Annotated in this window: 10 protein-coding genes; 6 read left to right on the top strand and 4 right to left on the bottom strand. The window is 73.8% G+C overall.

Annotated features, from left to right (window positions below):
• From rsmA to ABXS69_RS09925, 6 genes are all read left to right on the top strand, one after another.
• Entirely contained in the window at positions 1–990 is a 990-nt protein-coding gene (rsmA, locus tag ABXS69_RS09950; protein ID WP_366180497.1) for a 16S rRNA (adenine(1518)-N(6)/adenine(1519)-N(6))-dimethyltransferase RsmA, read from the top strand.
• Positions 987–1,973, top strand: a complete 987-nt coding sequence (locus ABXS69_RS09945; protein ID WP_366180496.1) for a 4-(cytidine 5'-diphospho)-2-C-methyl-D-erythritol kinase — start codon at positions 987–989, stop codon at positions 1,971–1,973. Before rsmA ends, ABXS69_RS09945 begins: the two co-directional genes overlap by 4 nt.
• On the top strand, positions 1,973–3,910 hold the full coding sequence (locus ABXS69_RS09940; protein ID WP_366180495.1) for an ABC-F family ATP-binding cassette domain-containing protein: 1,938 nt from the start codon (positions 1,973–1,975) through the stop codon (positions 3,908–3,910). Before ABXS69_RS09945 ends, ABXS69_RS09940 begins: the two co-directional genes overlap by 1 nt.
• A gap of 96 nt (positions 3,911–4,006) precedes the next feature.
• Positions 4,007–5,719 (top strand): FHA domain-containing protein, encoded by a 1,713-nt coding sequence (locus ABXS69_RS09935; RefSeq protein ID WP_366180494.1) that lies wholly within the window; start codon positions 4,007–4,009, stop codon positions 5,717–5,719.
• Between the two features lie 30 nt (positions 5,720–5,749).
• On the top strand, positions 5,750–6,610 hold the full coding sequence (locus tag ABXS69_RS09930) for a serine/threonine-protein kinase (RefSeq protein ID WP_366180493.1): 861 nt from the start codon (positions 5,750–5,752) through the stop codon (positions 6,608–6,610).
• Entirely contained in the window at positions 6,504–7,160 is a 657-nt protein-coding gene (locus tag ABXS69_RS09925; protein WP_366180492.1) for a hypothetical protein, read from the top strand. Before ABXS69_RS09930 ends, ABXS69_RS09925 begins: the two co-directional genes overlap by 107 nt.
• Positions 7,161–7,239: 79 nt before the next feature.
• On the opposite strand, the gene ABXS69_RS09920 is transcribed toward ABXS69_RS09925, so the two are convergent.
• The 4 genes from ABXS69_RS09920 to ABXS69_RS09905 are packed head-to-tail and all read right to left on the bottom strand — an operon-like array spanning position 7,240 to position 18,158.
• Positions 7,240–8,559, bottom strand: coding sequence for an FHA domain-containing protein (locus ABXS69_RS09920; protein WP_366180491.1), 1,320 nt, complete (start codon positions 8,557–8,559; stop codon positions 7,240–7,242).
• Positions 8,556–10,853, bottom strand: a complete 2,298-nt coding sequence (locus ABXS69_RS09915) for a transglutaminase-like domain-containing protein (RefSeq protein ID WP_366180490.1) — start codon at positions 10,851–10,853, stop codon at positions 8,556–8,558. The genes ABXS69_RS09920 and ABXS69_RS09915 overlap by 4 nt, the downstream gene beginning before the upstream one ends.
• A complete protein-coding gene (locus ABXS69_RS09910; RefSeq protein WP_366180489.1) occupies positions 10,850–12,076 on the bottom strand; it encodes a DUF58 domain-containing protein in 1,227 nt (408 codons plus the stop codon). The genes ABXS69_RS09915 and ABXS69_RS09910 overlap by 4 nt, the downstream gene beginning before the upstream one ends.
• Before the next feature lie 13 nt (positions 12,077–12,089).
• On the bottom strand, positions 12,090–18,158 hold the full coding sequence (locus ABXS69_RS09905; RefSeq protein WP_366180488.1) for an Ig-like domain-containing protein: 6,069 nt from the start codon (positions 18,156–18,158) through the stop codon (positions 12,090–12,092).
• Positions 18,159–18,313 lie beyond the last annotated feature (155 nt).

Raw genomic sequence — 18,313 nt, 5'->3', positions numbered from 1 at the left:
ATGCCCGATACGACACCCCAGGCTGGCGCCGGACTGCTCGGCCCCGCCGAGATCCGGGGGCTGGCCGCCGCCCTCGGCGTCCGCCCCACGAAGACCCTCGGGCAGAACTTCGTCCACGACGCGGGGACCGTGCGCCGCATCGTGCGCTCCGCGGGCGTCGAGCCGGGCGAGTCCGTCCTCGAGATCGGCCCGGGCCTCGGCTCCCTCACCCTGGCGCTCCTGGAGGCCGGCGCCCGCGTCGTCGCCGTCGAGATCGACCCCCCGCTCGCCCGCGCCCTGCCGGCGACCATCGCCGACCGGATGCCCGGCGCCGCCGACCGCCTGAGCGTCATCAACGCCGACGCCCTGGCCATCACCGGCCTCGAATCCCTGGGGCTCGCCCAGCCCGACGACGGCGCGGCGCCAGGTCCCGCGGCGCCTCCCCCCGCCGCCCCCACCCGGCTCGTCGCCAACCTGCCCTACAACGTCGCCGTCCCCGTGCTCCTCACCGTGCTCGCCGCCCTGCCGTCGATCCGCTCGGCCACCGTCATGGTCCAGGCCGAGGTCGCCGACCGGCTCGCCGCCGCCCCCGGCAGCCGCACCTACGGCGTCCCCTCGGCCAAGACCGCCTGGCACGCCGCCGCCCGCCGCACCATCACCATCGGGCGCACCGTCTTCTGGCCCGTCCCCGGGGTCGACTCCGCGCTCGTCGAGCTCACCCGCCGCGAGCCCCCCGCCACGACCTCCAGCCGGGAGGAGGTCTTCGCCGTCGTCGACGCCGCCTTCGCCCAGCGCCGCAAGACCCTCCGCCAGGCCCTCGCCGCGCTGGCCGGGAGCCCTGATGCCGCCGAGGCCGCCTGCCGACGCGCCGGCATCGACCCCGCGCTGCGCGGCGAGCGCCTCGACATCGCCGCCTTCGCCGCCCTCGCCGAGGCCCTCGCCGCCCCTGAGGCGCCGGCCGCCGCCCCGAAGGCCCCCACCAGCAGCACCGCCCCCGAGGAGAAGCGATGAACCACCTGCGCGCTGTCCCCGACCCGGACGCCGCTGGCCCCCGCGCGGGCTCCGCGACCTCCGTGCGCGTCGAGGCCCCCGGCAAAGTCAACCTGTTCCTATCCGTCGGCGCCCCCCGCCCCGACGGCTACCACCCCCTGACCACCGTCTTCCAGGCCGTGCGCCTCATCGAGACCGTCACCGCGCGCCGCCAGGCCCTCGACGCGCGCGGCCGCATCACCCTCACCCTCGTCGATCCCGACGACGCCGTCCCCACCGACGAGCGCAACCTCGTCGTGCGTGCCGCCCGCCTCCTCGCCGAGGCCACCGGCGTGACCGAGGGCGTCGACCTCCTCCTGCGCAAGCGAGTGCCCGTGGCCGGGGGCATGGCCGGGGGCAGCGCCGACGCCGCCGCGACGCTGCTCGCCTGCAACCACTTGTGGGGCACCGGCCTGGGACTGGGCGACCTTCTCGACCTGGCGGCCCGGCTCGGCGCCGACGTCCCGTTCCCCCTCATGGGCGCCACGGCGCTCGGCCACGGCGTCGGCGATCGACTCACCCCCCTCATGGGGCGCGGCACCTACCAGTGGGTGTTCGCCCTGTCCCGCGAGGGCCTGTCCACCCCGGCCGTCTTCGCCCGCTTCGACGAGCTCAGCGCCACCGGGGCCGGAGGAGCCGGGGCCCCGGCCGTCCCTGCCGAGGTCCCCGAGGCCCTCACGGCCGCCCTGCGCGCCGGCGACGCCGCGGCCCTCGCCGACTGCCTGGCCAACGGTCTTCAGGAGGCCGCCCTCGACCTGCGCCCCGAGCTCGCCGAGGTCATCGAGACCGCGGAGCGGGCCGGGGCCCTGCGCGCCATCGTCTCCGGCTCCGGGCCCACCATCGCCGCGCTCGCCCCCGACTCGGCCACCGCCCAGCGCGTCGCCCGGGCCCTTTCCGCCTCGGGCGCGTGCGCCGGCGTCGTGCGCGCCGACGCCCCCGTCGCCGGCGCCCGGGTGGTGGGCTGATGGCGCACCTGCTGGGCATTGAGGACCTGCGCATCATCGTCGGGTCGCGCGTCCTCCTCGACGGCGTGCGCCTCGGCATCGAGGACGGCACCCGCGTGGGCGTCCTGGGCCCCAACGGCGCGGGCAAGTCCACCCTCCTCGCGGCCCTGGCCGGCAAGCGCGAGCCCGACGGCGGCCGCATCACGCGCGCCGGGGACCTCAGCGTCGCCCTGCTGACCCAGTCCGACGACTTCGCCCCCGGCACCACGGTCACCCGTGCCGTCCACGGCGGCGCCCCCGAGCACGAGTGGGCCTCCGATCCCGCCATCCGCGACATCCACGCGGGACTGCTCGCCGACGTCAACCCTTGCGCCGACGTCACCACCCTGTCCGGCGGGCAGCGGCGCCGCGTCGCCCTGGCCGCCGTCCTCACCGCCGACGCCCGGATCGTTCTCCTTGACGAGCCCACCAACCACCTCGACGTCGAGGGCGTCGACTGGCTCGCCCGGCATCTCAGTGCTCGCTTCTCCGGGCGGCGCGCCGGGGCCGGGGCGCTCGTCGTCGTCACCCACGACCGCTGGTTCCTCGACGCGATCTGCACCAACGTGTGGGAGGTCGTCCCCGGCATCGACCCCGGCGGCGACCGCCCCCAGATCCCCGGGCGCATCGAGACCTACGACGGCGGCTACGCGGCCTACGTCCTGGCCCGCGCTGAGCGCGCCCGTCAGGCCGCGGTCGCCGCCGCCAAGCGCGACAACCTCCTGCGCAAGGAGCTCGCCTGGCTGCGGTGGGGCGCTCCGGCCCGTACCTCCAAGCCCCGCTTCCGCATCGAGGCCGCCGAGGCGCTCATCGCCGACGTCCCCCCGCCGCGCGACACCGTCCAGCTCACCGCCATGGCCACCGCCCGCCTGGGCAAGAAGGTCATCGACCTGGAGGACGTGAGCCTCAGCTACCCGGGGAAGGGCGGTGGGGCCGTGGCGGGCGAGGACCCGGCCGACGGCGCAGCTCCCGCAGAGGTCCTGCGCCATGTCACCTGGCGCCTGGCCCCCGGCGAGCGCGTCGGCATCGTCGGCGTCAACGGCGCGGGCAAGACCACCCTCCTCAGGCTCCTCGAGGGGGTCCTCGAGCCCACCTCCGGGCGGGTGGCCCGCGGGAGAACGGTCGCCGTCGCGACCCTGTCCCAGTCCACTCACGAGCTCGACGCCCTGGCCGACCTGCGCGTCGTCGAGGCCGTCGCCCAGGTGGGGGAGCGCGTCATGGTCGGCGGCAAGGAGCTCACCGCCTCCCAGCTCGTCGAGCGCCTCGGCTTCACCCGCCAGCGCGCCTGGACGCGCGTCGGCGAGATATCCGGAGGGGAGCGGCGCCGCCTCCAACTGCTGCGCCTGCTCATGACCGAGCCCAACGTCCTCCTCCTCGACGAGCCCACCAACGACCTCGACACCGATACCCTCGCCGCCGTCGAGGACATCCTCGACACCTTCCCGGGCACGCTCGTCGTCGTCTCCCACGACCGCTACCTCCTCGAGCGCGTCACCGACCACCAGGTCGCCGTCCTCGGGGACGGGCAGGTACGCGATCTGCCCGGCGGGGTCGAGGAGTATCTCGAGCTGCGCCGAGTCGCGGCCGACGGCGCTGGGCGGGGCGTCGTCGTCGGGGCGCGCGATCGCTCCGGCTCCGACTGCCCCGGCGACGACGGGGGACCCGGCCCATCCGCGCGGCCTGCGCTCACCGGCGCCCAGCGCCGCGAGGCGACCAAGGCCCTCGGGCGGATCGAGCGGAGGATGGAGCGCGCCGCCTCCCGCATCGAGGATCTCCACGCCCGCCTCGAGGAGGTCTCGGCCGACCCGGCGCGCCTGGGCGAGCTGGCCGGGCTGGGGAGCGAGCTCGCCCAGGCCCAGGCCGAGCACGCCGCCCTGGAAGAGGCGTGGATAGATGCTGCCGAATCGTTGGAGTCCTGACTCGGCTCCTCACCCGGCTTGCCCTTACGATGGTCGGGACGCAACGGCCTGGTGCCGAGCCTGAGGGTCAGGCCGGCTGGCCCAAGAGGAGGTCCTGTGCGCGAGGCTGCAGGCACGATCGGCGAGGCCCGCTGGGGCGCTGGCGACTGGCATGGAATCATCACGCCGCGCGCCGCCCTCATCCTGCCCCCGGTCATCCCCATGCCGATCGTCGAGCGGCTCTGGCGGGACCTCCACGGGGACGGTCTGACGACGGCGGCCGTCCTGTGGCACGTCATCTCCAGCGTCGTCGCCCGTACGGGCGACCGGCCCGATTTCGCCTTCGTCCTCGTCGAGCCCGACGGGAACCGGCACGTGGCCGTGCGGGGGCGCGGCATCGTGCGCACCTCCCACGGGGATGTCGCCTCGGGCCCGACCTCCACGTGGACCGAGACCGTCGTTCAGCCCTCCGACACCCTGGTCCTGCTCTCCCCGGACACCGGCGACGGCATCATGCGGCCCCTGGCCGACGGCATCGCGCCGGTCAGCGTCGTGGCGCTGCCCGCGCTCGCGGAGGAGGAGCGGCCCGAGGGCGTGTCCACCGTCCACGACGCGGCCATCCTCCCCCGCCGTGCTGAGGCCTCCGGCCCCTCTCCCGCCACGAGCCGTCCCACCACCGATGTCCTCACCGGCGCCCCCGCCTCCGCCCCGTCGGTGGCGCCGGCTGCCTCGTCGGCCGCGCTTGCCCCGCCCACAGCGCCGTCGGCGCGGGCGGGCCAGCCGGAGACTCTGCCCGAGCCCGCCGTCGAGTCCACGCTCGCGGTCCCCTTCGACCCCGCCGCCATCCTCGCCGGCATCGACCAGCAGGGCGCCCCCGCGATCGGCGGCGCCCCCGAGACCCTGCCTGAGCCCGCCGTCGAGTCCACGCTGGCCGTCCCCTTCGACCCCGCCGCCATCCTCGCCGGCATGAACCAGGGCTCGACCCCCGCCGAGGCCGGGGGCTGGACCGCCTCCGGGCCGGCGGTGACAGCCGGCACCGCGCCAGCCCCATCCGCGGGCTCCGCGCCCCTCCACCCGACATCAGCGGCTTCGGCGCCCGTCGCGCCCTCCGCCCCGGTCGCGCCCTCCGCCCCCGGAGTCCTCTCCCCCCTCGCGGCCTTCTCCGCTGACATGCCCGCCCAGACCGGCCCGGGCACCGCGGCGGCCCCCAGCCTCGCCGTCGGCCCCGAGTCCACCGGAGAGTCCTCGCTCACCAGCCCCGCGCCCCTCAAGCGCGGGGACCACGACGGCTCCACCATTGCCGAGCTCCCGGGCGATCTCCTCGAGGAGATCCACGCGGCGCGCTCCGAGCTGGCCGAGCTCCCCACGCCGGACCGCAGTGGCCCCGTTCCCTCCCATGGCGCGCGCGTCCTGTCCGCCTTCTGCGCGAACTCGCACCCGAACCCCACTCACCTCGTGGCCTGCCGCGTCTGCGGGGCGCCCCTGGAGGGGCCCGTGCGGCTCGCGCCGCGGCCCGCGCTCGGCAACCTCGTCCTGTCCGACGGGCGTGTCCTGTCACTCGGCGGGCCCATCGTGCTGGGGCGGCGCCCCTCGGCCGACCGCGTCGCCACCTTCGACGCCGGCTTCCCCACGTGCATCAAGGTCTCCAGCCCGGACCGGCAGATCTCCCGCAACCACCTCCTCATCGATATCGACGAGTGGTCGGTCCTCGCCCGCGACCTGTCCAACACCAACGGCACGGTCCTGCTGCGGGAGGGCTCCGCCCCGGTCCACCTGTCCCGTGTGGAGACCACTATCCTGCGCAGTGGGGACGTGCTCGAAGCTCGGTGAGGGAGTCACCGCGCGCTTCGAGGCCGCCTGATGGCCTCCCAGATCGACTCGCCCCCGCCCATCGCCGGGCTCAAGCACCTCCGCGTCCTCGGCTCGGGCGGGTACTCCACCGTCCACCTCTACGAGCAGCAGGTGCCCCGCCGCGAGATCGCGGTCAAGGTCATGCGCGGTCCCTCCTCCGAGCTCTTCCAGTCCGAGGCCGAGCTCATGGCCCGCGTCTCCAGCCATCCGGCGATCCTGTCTCTCTTCGGCGCGGGTGTCACCGAGGAGGGACTTGCCTACATCGTCATGGAGTACTGCCCGCCGCCCCAGCTGTGGACCGTGGCGCGCCGCAGGCCCTTGAGCATCGCCGATGCCCTGCGCACCATCATTCAGATCTCGGGCGCCGTCGAGACGGCCCACCGGGCCGGCATCATCCACCGCGATATCAAGCCCGCGAACATCCTGCTGACCGCCTACCGCCGTCCCGTCCTAGCCGACTTCGGCATCTCCTCCGTGGCTGGTGACGTCAACCAGGCCACTCGGGGGCTCTCCGTGCCCTGGGCGCCGCCCGAGCAGCTCATCGACGCCGCCAACCCGCACCCGTCGGCCGACGTCTACTCCCTGGCGGCCACCTGCTACTCCCTCCTGACCGGGCGCAGCCCTTTCGGCTCGGTCGGCCAGAAGGATGACATCTTCCAGCTTCTCCCGGAGGATCATCTCCGACCCCGTCCCGCCCCTCCAGCGCCCCGACGCCCCGGGGGCCCTCAAGAGGGTCCTCGAGGTCGCCATGGACAAGAGCCCCATGCAGCGCTACCCCAGCGCCCTCGCCCTGGGGCGGGCCCTGCAGGAGATCGAGTCCTCCCTCAACCTCCCGCCCACCACCATCGACCTCCTCCAGGACTCCCTTGATGGGTCCGAGGATGTCGGCGACGATGACGATTCCGGCACCCGCATCGCCGTCTTCTCCCGCGTGACCACTCCCACCCAGGCGGCCCCCGCCGCTCCGGAGGAGGACGACTCCGAGGAGACCGAGGAGGAGGCGCCCAGGAGGTCTTCCGTCGTTCCCGGCCTCATTGGGGCGGCCGCGCTCGCGGTGGCGGTCGTGGGCGGCTACGTCGTGTGGAGCGCTCCCGGCGACGAGAAGCCTCCGGGCAGTTTCGCGACAATCCAGGCCGGCCAGGCGGCTCCGCTGAAGGAGACGGCTCCCGCGCCGCAGGGCCTCGTCGGCGAGCTCGCCGACGATGGGACCGCCCGCTTCACCTGGTCGGCGCCCGCGGCAGACTGGGCGGGGGAGTATCAGTACCGCCAGTGGCGGGGGAAGGTCCCCACCTGGGAGAAGACGGCTGGCACCTCCGCCGTGCTGCCCGCGGGTCAGACCTGCATCGAGGTCGTGGCCGTGCGCGATGACCACCAGGCGTCTGACCCCGTCCACGCCTGCGTCAACGCCCCGACCCCTTGACTCTCATCGAGACCGGTCTCGCTCCTATTTTCGACCGGTCTCGCGAGGGGGGGGAGGGGGGAGGGGAGCAGGGTGGGTGTCAGGACTCCAGGATGAAGCCGATCGAGCCGAAGTAGATCGTCGTGCCGGGGAGCACGGGCACGGGGACGTCGGGCAGGAGGCGCGTGAGCACGCCATCCATGATGACCCGCGTGCCGTTGGTGGAGTGAAGGTCCGAGATCCAAGCGCCGTCGGCCGTGGGCACGATGCAGGCGTGGGTCTTGGACACCGTCCGCGAGGAGTCAGCGAGGCGGATCGCCTCAGCCGCGTTGTAGCGCGAGATGTTCTCAGGGGCCCGGCCCACCAGCGCGATGTCGCTCAGCGCGATGGACTGCCCGCCGGTGAGCGGCACGAGCCGCAGATGCGGCGGTGCGGCCTGCGCGGACAGGCTGCGCGCCATCGATCCGGTGAGCGCGTGGACGGTGGCGTCACTGCCCTCGGACCAGTCCTCGATCGGCTCCGCGGCGCGGCGGCCGGACTCGGGGGAGTCGAGTGGCGTGGAGGTGATGATCGGGGTCTCGGGGGACGACGGCGTCGCCGGCGGCTCGGGGGAGAGCGGAGAACCGGTCAGGGAGCGCGGGGAGGCGGGTGCGGGGGTTCCCGGTGAGCGGACGGAGGAGAAGGCGTCCTCGGGGATGCCGAGGGAGGCGAGGGGCACGGGGCGGGTCACGGCCTCGGCCTCCGCGGCGTGGCGCCCCTTGCGGCGCGCGCGCCGGGTCGGAGCCGCCGGCGCTGAGGCCGCGCTCACCGCGGAGGACGCCGACGGGCTGGACGCGGCGGAGGCCGCGGAACCGGTGGTGACGGCGGAGCCCGCCGAGCGCGCGGAGAGGACCGAGGCCACCGCTGCCGAGACCGCGGAGAGGGGGGATCGCCCGCGCCGGGGCGGCGAGGCGGAGGCCGCCGACGGCGCTGACGCCCCGGACCCCGCTGAGGCCCCGGAGGAGCCCGATCCCGTCCAGGGGACATCCTCGATGACCGGGGTGGGCGGGGGCACCTCCTGGATGATGCCCGTGGGGCTGGAGGTCGCTGAGGGGGCGGGAGCCGCACTGCCCAGGTCGTGCAGGGCGGGGAGGGCCACGGCCGCGTCCGCGGAGGGCGCGGACATGTCGACGACGCGGATGGGCCGGACCGTCTTGAGGGTCTGCACCGGGCGGCGGTGGACCGGCCGACTCGCTCGGGCGGCGTCGGATGGGGCGCTGGCGCTCAGGGGGCTGGACGAGGGCAGAGCGGGACCGCCCGATCCGGTCGAGCCCTGGCTGACCGGTAGATCGGGCAGGACATGGCGGGCGGCACCCTGCGGGCCCATGTGGCGGACGCCGCGCTCTGGCACGGCGGCCGGCTCCTGGGGCTCGGTGGTCATGAGGGGCGATTCCTTCTGGCTCGGTTGCTCGCTGCGGCGTGGCGGTGGGAGGCCAGGGATCGCGGCGACAGGCGCCCGCGCAGGCGCCTCGGCAGGGAGAGGGAGGACCTCATCTGATTCGCCGCGGTGTCCGCGGAGGACCACAGCGAGTTCAGGGTATCGGAGGCCGGCTCGCCAGCGCCGAAAACAGCCTCATCCACCCCATTTGCGACGGGAATGAGACCCGCGGAGGGGAACCGCTCGTCGAGGCCGTGGGCCGTCTCGTGGCGGGTCGCGCCGGGCTTCATGGGCGCTCGCAGGTCACGGGCCAGGTCGAGCAGCTCGTCCCAGGCGCCCAGCGCCCCGTCGGCCCCCTGGCGGCTCCGCCTGCGCCTGCGCCGCAGGGCCTTGAGCCCGAGGATGACGAGGAAGGGCGCCAGGATCGCCAGGACGGAACCGGCGATGATGAGCACGAGGCGGGTGGCGGACTCCGACACGGGCTCGGGCTGGTGGTGGTCCTGATCGGGGTCGTCGTAGGCGGGCGGCAGCTCCTCCGGCTTGGGCAGGGGCAGCGGCGGCTGGAGGGCCTGGGGCTGCGGGTTGATGGTGTCGTGCGCGGCGAGCTGCTCGGGGACCTGATCGCGGTCGGGGGTGACGTCGATGGGCGTCCAGCCGTGGTCCTTGAAGGGGATCTCCACCCAGGCGTAGACATCCTCGCCGGTGACGCTCGAGGCGTCCCCGTCGGTGGCGGGGCGGAATCCCATGACGACGCGGGCGGGGATCCCCAGGGAGCGGCACAGGAGCATCATGAGCACGGAGTACTGCTCGTCGTCACCGATGAGCTGCTCGTGGCTGATCATCGAGGCCAGGCGGGCGGCGCCGTGCCCGGGGGGAGAGGCGTAGTTGGTGCCGTTGGAGTACGCCCCCGCGCGCAGCGCGTTCTGGAGCGCCACGATCTGCGCGACCGGGTCGGACTGGTCGCCGACGATCCGGGTGGCCATCGAGGCGATGCCCGGGGGCACGTTCTCCACGGTGCCGAGCTGGGTGGGCGCCACCGTGTCGCCGGCGAGCGCATCCGCGGTGGAGGCGTCCTGCGGGCTCGTGCGCACGGTGACGGTGTCGCCACTGGCCAGGCCCGCGGTCGTGATGAGGGTGGGGGAGGCGCCGTCGCGGTAGAGGGTCTCGCGCAGCAGGTGCGCGCGGGCCCCGCCGACGTCGATGGACGCGGTGGCGGGAACGGTGGGGACCCAGGGCAGGGCGTAGCCCTCCATGGTCATCCGGACGGTGGTGGGCTCGGAGGAGGCGGGTGCCAGGGCGACGCCTGTGCCCAGCGGGCGGAAGCCGGAATTGGAGCCCGTGCCGCCGCTGATCCGGGCGGCCAGGCCGTCGTAGGAGTCGAGGGTGGCGACGGCGATGCGGGCGCCGTCGGGCAGGCCCTCGACGCTGAGGAGGCGGGTGGAGGCCTGATCGGTCTCCAGGGAGCGGGTCAGCCCCAGGGGGGTGGCGTACTCACGCAGGTCCAGCGGGGGCTCGAAGGCCTGGCGCAGGAGGTGGCGCTCGCCGGAGGCGGCGGGCAGCGCCAGCCCGACGCCGGTCCCGATGGACAGGATGACGGTGGCGCCCACGAGGTGGCGCAGGGTGACCAGGCGGCGCGCCTGCTGGGACTCGGTCGTGCCGGCCACGAGGCGGCTGGCGCGCTGGCCCCGGGCGGCGGCGGCCCACATGAGGAGCAGGAGGATGACGAGCGCGGGCCCGATGAGACGGGCGGCAGGGGCGTTGCGCCCGCCCCAGGCGATGAGGACGGTGGGCAGCGCCAGGGCGGCGAGCCCGGCGGTGCGGGCCCAGCCGGCCAGCAGCAGGCGGCAGGAGAGCGTGGCGATGACCAGCCCCGCGAGCCATGGCAGGACGGACATGCCCGCGTAGCCGCTCAGCGGCAGCGGCAGGGTGAGGGAGTCCTTCCAGACGGTGACCGTGCCGGCCAGGACGGCCCGCACGGCGGTCATGCCCGAGCCGACGTCGCGCAGGAGCAGGGGGCCCAGGCCGGCATGGGCGACGGCGCCCAGGGCGAGGGTGAGCAGGGGGCCCAGGCGCAGGCGGGCGGCGGCCAGGGCGACGAGCGCGCCGATGGCGACGCCCTCGGCAGCGGCGATGACGCCGCGGGGCCCGGCGAAGGGCCAGTAGATCGGGGCCGTCCCCACCGCGAGCAGGGCGATGAGGAGGAGGTAGGGAATCGCGGCCAGGCTTGCCCGCCGGGGGCGCGCCTGGCCGGCGGGCCTGGGGGAGCCCGCCGTGCGACGGAGTGCCAGTGGGGTCATAGGGCCCTCCTCAGGAGCTGGGGGAGGCTGTCGACCGTGTCGAGGTTGAGCACGGGGGTGGAGGCGAGCACGGAGATGCCGGGCTCGGCAGCGCCACAGGAGATGATGATCGAGCTCATGCCGGCGGGGATGCGCAGGCGCGCCCTGGCCAGGGAGCCCTCGGAGCAGCCCTTGCCGGTGATGAGGGCGACGATCGAGGCGCCGGGGTGGAGCCCGGTGCCGTGGTTGACGAGGGCGTCGAGCTCGTCGGCGCCTGTGAGGTCCAGTGCGCAGGACGCGTCGAGCAATCGCGTGGGGCCCGTGGTGGGCAGGGCGTCGCGCTGGGTGAGCAGGGCCACCTCGCGGCTCTCCATCATCGAGCTCAGGGCCAGCGAGCAGGCGGCGGACACCGCCGTCTCGAACTGGTCGGGGTCGGTGTAATCGTCCTCGCGCACTGACAGCAGGGTGAGGAGGCTGGCCCGCTGGGTGGCCTCGAACTGGCGGACCATGAGGGTGCCCACGCGGGCGCTGGACTTCCAGTGAACGTGGCGGCGGTCGTCGCCGGGCACGTAGGGGCGGAGCGCGTGGAAGGAGGCGTCGGACACCGACAGGTCCTGGGCGACGGCTCCCTCGATGTCACGCATGACTCCGTGGATGGCCTGGCCGAGGCGCACCGTGCGGGGGTGGACGTGGACCGTCTGCGCCATGCTCATGGCGCGCGTGCGCCGGGCCAGGCCCAGGGGATCGCCGACCACCTGGAGGACGGGGCCGATGGACAGGACGCCGCGGCGCTCCGTGGGCAGGGCGAAGCCCTCGTCGTGGGACTGGCCGGCGTGGAGGAGGGGCACGTTGAGCTCGGCGAGGCCCTCGCCCATGGGCATCTCCATGCGGGTGGGCAGGAGGGCGCGGGTGCCCTCGTTGGAGGCGGTGACCCGCACGAGGGCGTGGTCGCCGACGGCGATTCGCGGGACGATGAGGCCGTGGGAGACGGTGTGGCCGCCCCGGTGGAGGATCCAGCCCAGGGCCGTGAGCAGGCAGGCGATGAGCGCGGCGGCGCCGGCCCAGGCCTCCTGCCAGCCGAGACTCGCCCCGGCCAGGAGGCTGACGGCGGCGAGGCCGACGGTGGTCCACCCGGTGCGGGTGAGGACCTGGGCGCCGGCGCCCTCGGGCGCGCTGGGAAGGTCGGGGGATGCGGTGGGGGCCCCTGGGGAGGGGCTGAGGCTCACAGTGTCGAGGGAGGTCATTGGTGTTGTCGGGTCACTCCACTATATGGCAACTGGCGGTCAGCTTGGGGTTGTTGGTCAGGACGTAGCCGAGCCACTGCGCAGTGTCGGCGGAGTTCGGCTGGGTGTCGAACGGGCCTTTTGACGGCCAGACACTGGTGTCGTTGAACTCGCACCTGACCTTGCTCCCCGCGGGGAAGCTCGACAAGTCCAGGAGGGCGCGCCAGCAGGCATCCTGGGAGTACCCGGAATTGGCCGTGTCGATCACGGTGCAGGAGGCGTACGGGCTCGTGGACTGGATCGGCAGGGCGACGGCGCGGTGCTCCATCTTCTCCGGCTTCTTCTCCGCCTTGCTCCGGGTCTTGTGCTCGCAGTCCTGGCTGGTGAACCCGTAGTTGTTGGTCGCCACGAGGCACCAGCCGCGGGTCTCCCCCTCGGGGACAGTCGTCGTCAGGGTGGTGCCCGGTGACAGGCTGCCCAGTTCCTTCCCGCCGCGGAGCCGGGCCTCTGAGCCCCCAGTCTCGAAAGCCGAATAGGCGATACGCGGGTTGTCGGGGTTGCCAGAGGACGACGAGGCGGTCCACGAGCACGTCAGAGTGCCGTCGCTGGCCACGGCATTGCATTTCAGGTCCGGGTCAGTGGGGTTTCCAACGACCGTGGCGGAGGTGGATACGGTATCGGAGTAGACCTTGCTGCCATTCTGAATGCCGTAGGCGCGGGCCTCCACGGTCACCTGGCCGGCGGGGAGGCCGTCGAAGGTTCCCCCGGGCTTCCAGCTGCCGCCGGCGACGCGGTACTCGAGGGTGAGGTCGTCCGCGCTCCAGCCGTTGCCGCCCTGACGGGTCGCGGAGGCGGAGATCTGGTTGGGGACCCCCGTGGGCCCGCCGGACAGCCCCGTGGGGGGAAGCGGGTCCAGGGTGAGGTTGATGCCCTTGGTGTTCGTGGAGTCCGTCGAGCCGGCCCTCGTGGTCGCCCTCACGCGGAAGGTGTAGGTTCCTGCCGCCGAGAGCTTGATCGAGGTTGACAGGGCGGGGCCCGCCTCGACCGTGCGGGACTGCGGGCCGGTGACGGTCACCGTGTAGGAGACCGGGCCCGCGTGATTCGGGTTGGCCCCCTGCCAGTAGACCGTCACCCCGGAGCCCGTCTGGACGACGTGGGTGATCTCGAAGGGGCCCGGCTTGCCGTAGGGCGTCGCCGAGGAGCCGGAGCTGGCGCTCTTGGAGGAGCCGACCTCGTCGCCGCCCGAGCGGGCGATGGCCGTGACCGTCACGGTGTAGGAGCTGCCCGACTGCACGCCGTCGGCCGCGCCGATGGTGAGCGAGGTGCTGGTCGTCGTGCGAGTGATGTCGCCGCTGTCGGAGTGGAAGACCACCCTGTAAGTGGTCTCCGTGCCCGGCACGGCGGCCCCAGGGGTCCATGAGGCGGTGAGCGTCCCCTCACCGGCCTGGATGCGCACGCCGCTGGGGGCGCCCGGCGCGGACGGCCCCAGGGTGACGGTGTTGGATCGGCCCGCGGACGAGGTGCCGTTGGCGTTCGTGGCCGTCACCTCGAAGGCGTAGGACCTGCCGGAGGTCAGGCCCGTGGCGTAGCAGGGGCTGCCCGTGCAGCTCCAGGAGCCCGCGCCGCCCACCTCGGTGAGGGTGTAGCCCGTGATGGGGCTCCCGTTGGCGCTGCCCGGGGACCACGTCACCTTGGCCGACTTGTAGTCGCGCGCCTCGGCTACCACCTGCGTGGGCGCGGAGGGCGCGGAGGCCACGGTGACCGTCACCGTGCCGGTGGCGGCGCGATCCGCGGCGCCCGTGGCGTCGAGCACCTGGTAGCGGGCCACGATGTCCCCCGTCGCGCCGGCCGACGGCGTGATCGTCAGTGAGGTGCCCGAGGCGCTCACCGAGCCCCGCCCCGAGGTGATCGTGGGGGTTCCGGACAGGGTGATTCCCTTGTCCGGGAAGGGGTTGGTCACGTAGGCGCTCACGTCCACGGTCACCGCCTCGCCGTTGGAGGTCAGCCTCGCCGGGGTCGTCGTCATGCGCGGGCGCGTCGAGGCGCTCGCCGCCAGTGGCAGGCTCGCCGACACCTCCGGGTTCTTGCCGTCGGAGACGGTCACCATCAGGGAGCCCGTCGTGCCGGCCGCCGTAGCGGCGTCCGCGCCCACGGTCAGGGTCGAGCCCGACAGGGAGGCCGTGAAGCCGCTGGGCGCCGGGCCGATCGTGAAGGTGAGGGGGTCGCCGTCGGGATCAGAGGCCATGGCGGCCAGGTCCAAGGTGACGGGATTCTCGTTGGGCGCGACCGTCACGGCCGTCGGGATGAGCGTGGGGGGGCGGTTGTCCGCCGACTCCACGAGGATCGGCAGGGTCAGCGTGGTGCTGAGCGCGTCGTCGCCCGTCCCGTCGGCCACGGTCAGGGACACGGAGGTCCGCCCTGTGAAGCCCGGGGAGGGCGTCACGGACAGCGAGCCACTGCCCTCCGCGCCGGCCGAGGACAGCCCGGCCCCGGCCGAGATCGAGGACTTGTCCCCGATGATGGGCGAGGCGCCCGCGCGGGTGAGGACGTGGGAGGCCAGCGGGATGGAGGTGGTCTTGTCCGCCGGGATCCTCACCGGGGTCGTCGAGGGGTTGACCTGCGGGACCAGGGCGGAGGCGGCGGGCACGAAGACCACCGCCTGGCCGGTGAGGCCGTCGGGGTCGGTGACCGTGTAGAGGATGAGCTGCGCGCTGTTGGTGACCGTGACGCGCAGGGCGTTGCCCTCCACCGTCGCGTTCGGGTCCGAGGTGGACACGCTGAGCGTCTCCGGGCTCCCGTCGGGGTCCGAGTCGTTCTTGAGCACGTCCACGAGGGCAGTGCCCGAGGCTTCGATGTCGGACAGGGTGACCGCGTCGTCGGCGGCTGTGGGCGCCTGCGGCGGGGCGTCGGCGCGCACCTGCGCCGTGAGGGTGCCCAGCGCGGTCCCCCCGCGGGAGTCGGTGGCCGTGTAGTGGACGGTGTAGTTGCCCTCCTCCTCGGGCAGATCCAGGGCGACCTGGCCGTTCACGGCCTTCGCCGTCAGCTTTGGGTCCACGCTCGTGGGCTCGCCGGCCAGGGTGACCTGGTCATCATCGGAGTCCCAGTCGTTGGCGGTCACGTCCACCCTCACCTTGCGGCCGGGCTTGGCCGTCACCAGGTCGTCGGTGGTCTTGGGCGGCGTGTTGACGGCCGTGGGGGCGGCGATGCCGACCCGTGCCGTGCCCGTGGCCGTGGCGCCCAGGTGGTCGGTGACCGTGTAGGTGAAGGTGTCGGTGCCGGTTGAGCCCTCGAAGGCGGTGTAGACGAGCATGTTGCCCTTGACCTCGACGCGGCCCTTGGTGGGCTGGGTCGCCAGGCCGGTGAGGGTCGTGGAGTCGCCGTCGGGATCGATGCGGTCCAGGGGAACCTCCATCGACACCTCCTTGCCGGCGATGGTGGCGGCGGTGACCGGGCGGGGCTCCGGGGCGGCGTTCGCCGCGTCGTTGCGCTCGCGGATCTCGATCGTGGCGGTGGCGGTGGCGGTCTGCCCGGCGGAGTCCTGGACCGTGTAGGACACCTCCATGATGCCGGGGGTCTGCCCGGCCTTGACGCGCAGCTTGTCCTGGTTGATCCAGGCGGTGCCCAGCGAGTCGTCTGGGACGTTGAGCTCGCCGGTGGTGGTCAGGGACAGCCCCGAGGGGGAGGCGTCATTCTCGAGGACCGGCACGGTGACGATGTCGCCGGCGCGCACGACCGCCCTGTCATTGACGGCGATCGGCGGCTGGGATGTGGAGTCGGGCAGGGGAACGATGGTGATCTTGCCGGTGGCCGTGGCAGTGCCGTTGGATACCGTGTACTCGGCCGTCGTCTTGCCCTGGAGCTCGCCGACCGCGGAGATCTGCATGAGGGAGTGGCCGACGACGGTCGCGCTCACCCCGGAGCCGGGCGGCGTGGTGGCGGAGACCGCCACGAGCACCCCTCCGGCGGGATCGGAGTCGTTGGCCAGGGGGTTGACGGTCACCGAGCCGCCTGGGGCGAGGAAGACGGTGTCGTCCTCCACGACGGGCGCCGCCGAGGGAGCCGAGGCCTCGGCGATATCCACGCGGATGAGCCCCTTGGCCAGGGAGGTGCCGTCGGAGGCCTCGTAGTCGAGGTAGTAGGTGCCCGCGCTCTGAGCGGTGAAGGTGAGCGTGCCGGCGGCCTGGTCCTTCGTGACGGTCGTGCCCGCGGGCGGCTCACTGATCGAGCCGAGGCTCAGGGGCATGGAGGTCGGCGAGGAGTCGTTGGCGAGCGGGGAGATGGTCACCGGCTGCCCGACGACGCCGCGAGCGTGGTCCGCGTGGGTGGCGGGCACGGCGTCGGCCGCCGGGACGATGTCGACCGTCATCGAGCCCTCAGTGGTGGTCCGCCCGTCGGAGACGATGAGCGTCATCTCGCGCGGCCCCGTGCCGCCGGTCACCTCGGTGACGGTGAGCAGGCCCTCGGGGGTGGTGCGGGTCTCCAGCCCGACGCCGGTGGCGGAGACCAGGTGCAGGTCATCGCCGTCGGGGTCGCGCCAGTTGGACAGGACGGACAGGGAGCCCGTGCCGCCCTCGGCGAGCTTGAGGGTCTGGGCGGCCTGCTGCTCGGGCGCCGAGTTCTCCGAATCGGGGCGGATCGTCACCGTGGCGACGGCGGAGTCGGACATGCCGCGCCCATCGTTGGCCGTGTAGGGTACGGTGAGCGTCCCGGTCGCGTCCGCCGGGACGCTGATCGCCAGGGCCAGGCCGCCCTGGACCTGGGTCACCGTCGCCGTCGAGCCGACATCGCCTGGGACGGCGGTGAGGACATCGCCGTCGGGGTCGGAGTCGTTGGCCAGGACGGGGAGGATCGTCGTGCGCCCGGCGCGCACGCCGAAGGAGTCGTCGACGGCGTCCGGCGGGTGCTCCTCATCGCGGTCGGGCGTCTGGGCGGGGTCCTGGGTGGTGTCCTTGGCGTTCTCGTCCGGGGTGGCGTCGTCACTGGAGTGCCCGGAGTTCTCGGTCCACTCGTCGGCCTGGGCGAGGTTCTTGTCGGGCAGCCACACGGTGCCGATCGTCGTGTCGTTGAGGACGATCGCGTCGCGGTTGGTGCGGAAGGTCGGGGTGGTCGAGGAGGCCAGGGCGTCGTCGTGGATGTACTCGGGCGACGAGGAGCCGCACATCCGCAGGAACTGCCCGGAGGAGGACCAGGCCGCGTAGGAGCAGGCGCCCAGGCGCACGGGGCGGGCGGCGACTCCGGGGGCCGCGTCGCCCTTCTCCGCCGAGGGGGTGCGCGTGGGCGCCGAGCCGTCGAGGGGCACGCTGATGAGCTCTGTGCGCGAGGCGACGAGCACGCTGGAGGCGTCCGGTCCGGGCTGCTGGAGGGCCAGGCCCGCCTCCCCCAGATCGGTGGTGGCGCCCCCGGGCAGGTGGAGGACGCCGGTGCCGCGCTCCAGGACGATCGGCTTCGAGCCGACGGCGGTGATCTCGGCGTCCGCGCCGGCCGAGAGCGTCAGCGTGGTCGAGGTGGGGGCCGCCCAGGCGGTGGCCGTCGCCGTCACCGTGGTGAGGGACCCGCGGGAGGGGGACAGGGCGTGGATGGCGCCGTCGGTGCCGATCGTCGCCAGGAGACCGGGGGCGTCGGAGATGATCGGGGAGGCCGAGCCGTTGGTGACGATGCCGGCCTGGCTGGCCAGGGCGCCGCTGACGGTGCCGGCGGTCGAGTTGATCGCCATGACGCGGTCCGCGCCCTGGGCGATCGTGGTCCCGGAGGGCAGGGCGCCCACTGACGCGCTGGAGACCAGCGCCGGATCGACCTTGTCCACCGATTTCGCGGAGACGTCGGAGACGAGGACGTCCTGGCCGTTCTGGCTGACGTCGAAGTCCGACGACGCCGTGCGGATGACTCCATCCGCCTCATGGGAGGAGGCGTTGATGCGGGCCACGAGGTGCTTCGACGTCGAGGTCACCCAGACGCCGTTGTCGTGGAGGTCGAGGTCCTGCTGGGCGATGCCCTGGTGCTGCGCGGCGGCCAGGCCCAGGGCCGCTGCGCACAGGACGGCGAGGGCGCCGGCGCCGCGGCGTCGGATCCGGCCGCTCAGGGTGCGGACGATGGAGGAGGGCACGGGGATGGCTCCAATCGGGACGGGATCGCGCGCTCGGGCGTACAGGGCCGAGCCCACGACCAGGGTTCGCCATCCATTCTACGGGCGCGCCCCGGCCGGTGTCCCGCCTCTCGACTCGTCTGCCGCCACCTCGTGATCTTCCTGGTGGTGGCGCC

This window comes from Actinomyces timonensis, assembly GCF_040702965.1.
Taxonomy (GTDB): domain Bacteria; phylum Actinomycetota; class Actinomycetes; order Actinomycetales; family Actinomycetaceae; genus Actinomyces; species Actinomyces timonensis_A.
Note: the sequence above shows the minus strand (reverse complement) of the source record. Positions and strands in the feature narration are given on the sequence as shown.

What these genes read in the sequence shown, in the direction of transcription:
- ABXS69_RS09930 (WP_366180493.1), top strand. Translation starts at nt 5,750, where the DNA reads ATGGCCTCCCAGATCGACTCGCCCCCGCCCATCGCCGGGCTCAAGCAC.
- ABXS69_RS09940 (WP_366180495.1), top strand. Translation starts at nt 1,973, where the DNA reads ATGGCGCACCTGCTGGGCATTGAGGACCTGCGCATCATCGTCGGGTCG.
- ABXS69_RS09910 (WP_366180489.1), bottom strand. Translation starts at nt 12,076, where the DNA reads ATGACCTCCCTCGACACTGTGAGCCTCAGCCCCTCCCCAGGGGCCCCC.
- ABXS69_RS09915 (WP_366180490.1), bottom strand. Translation starts at nt 10,853, where the DNA reads ATGACCCCACTGGCACTCCGTCGCACGGCGGGCTCCCCCAGGCCCGCC.
- ABXS69_RS09925 (WP_366180492.1), top strand. Translation starts at nt 6,504, where the DNA reads ATGCAGCGCTACCCCAGCGCCCTCGCCCTGGGGCGGGCCCTGCAGGAG.
- ABXS69_RS09920 (WP_366180491.1), bottom strand. Translation starts at nt 8,559, where the DNA reads ATGACCACCGAGCCCCAGGAGCCGGCCGCCGTGCCAGAGCGCGGCGTC.
- ABXS69_RS09945 (WP_366180496.1), top strand. Translation starts at nt 987, where the DNA reads ATGAACCACCTGCGCGCTGTCCCCGACCCGGACGCCGCTGGCCCCCGC.
- rsmA (WP_366180497.1), top strand. Translation starts at nt 1, where the DNA reads ATGCCCGATACGACACCCCAGGCTGGCGCCGGACTGCTCGGCCCCGCC.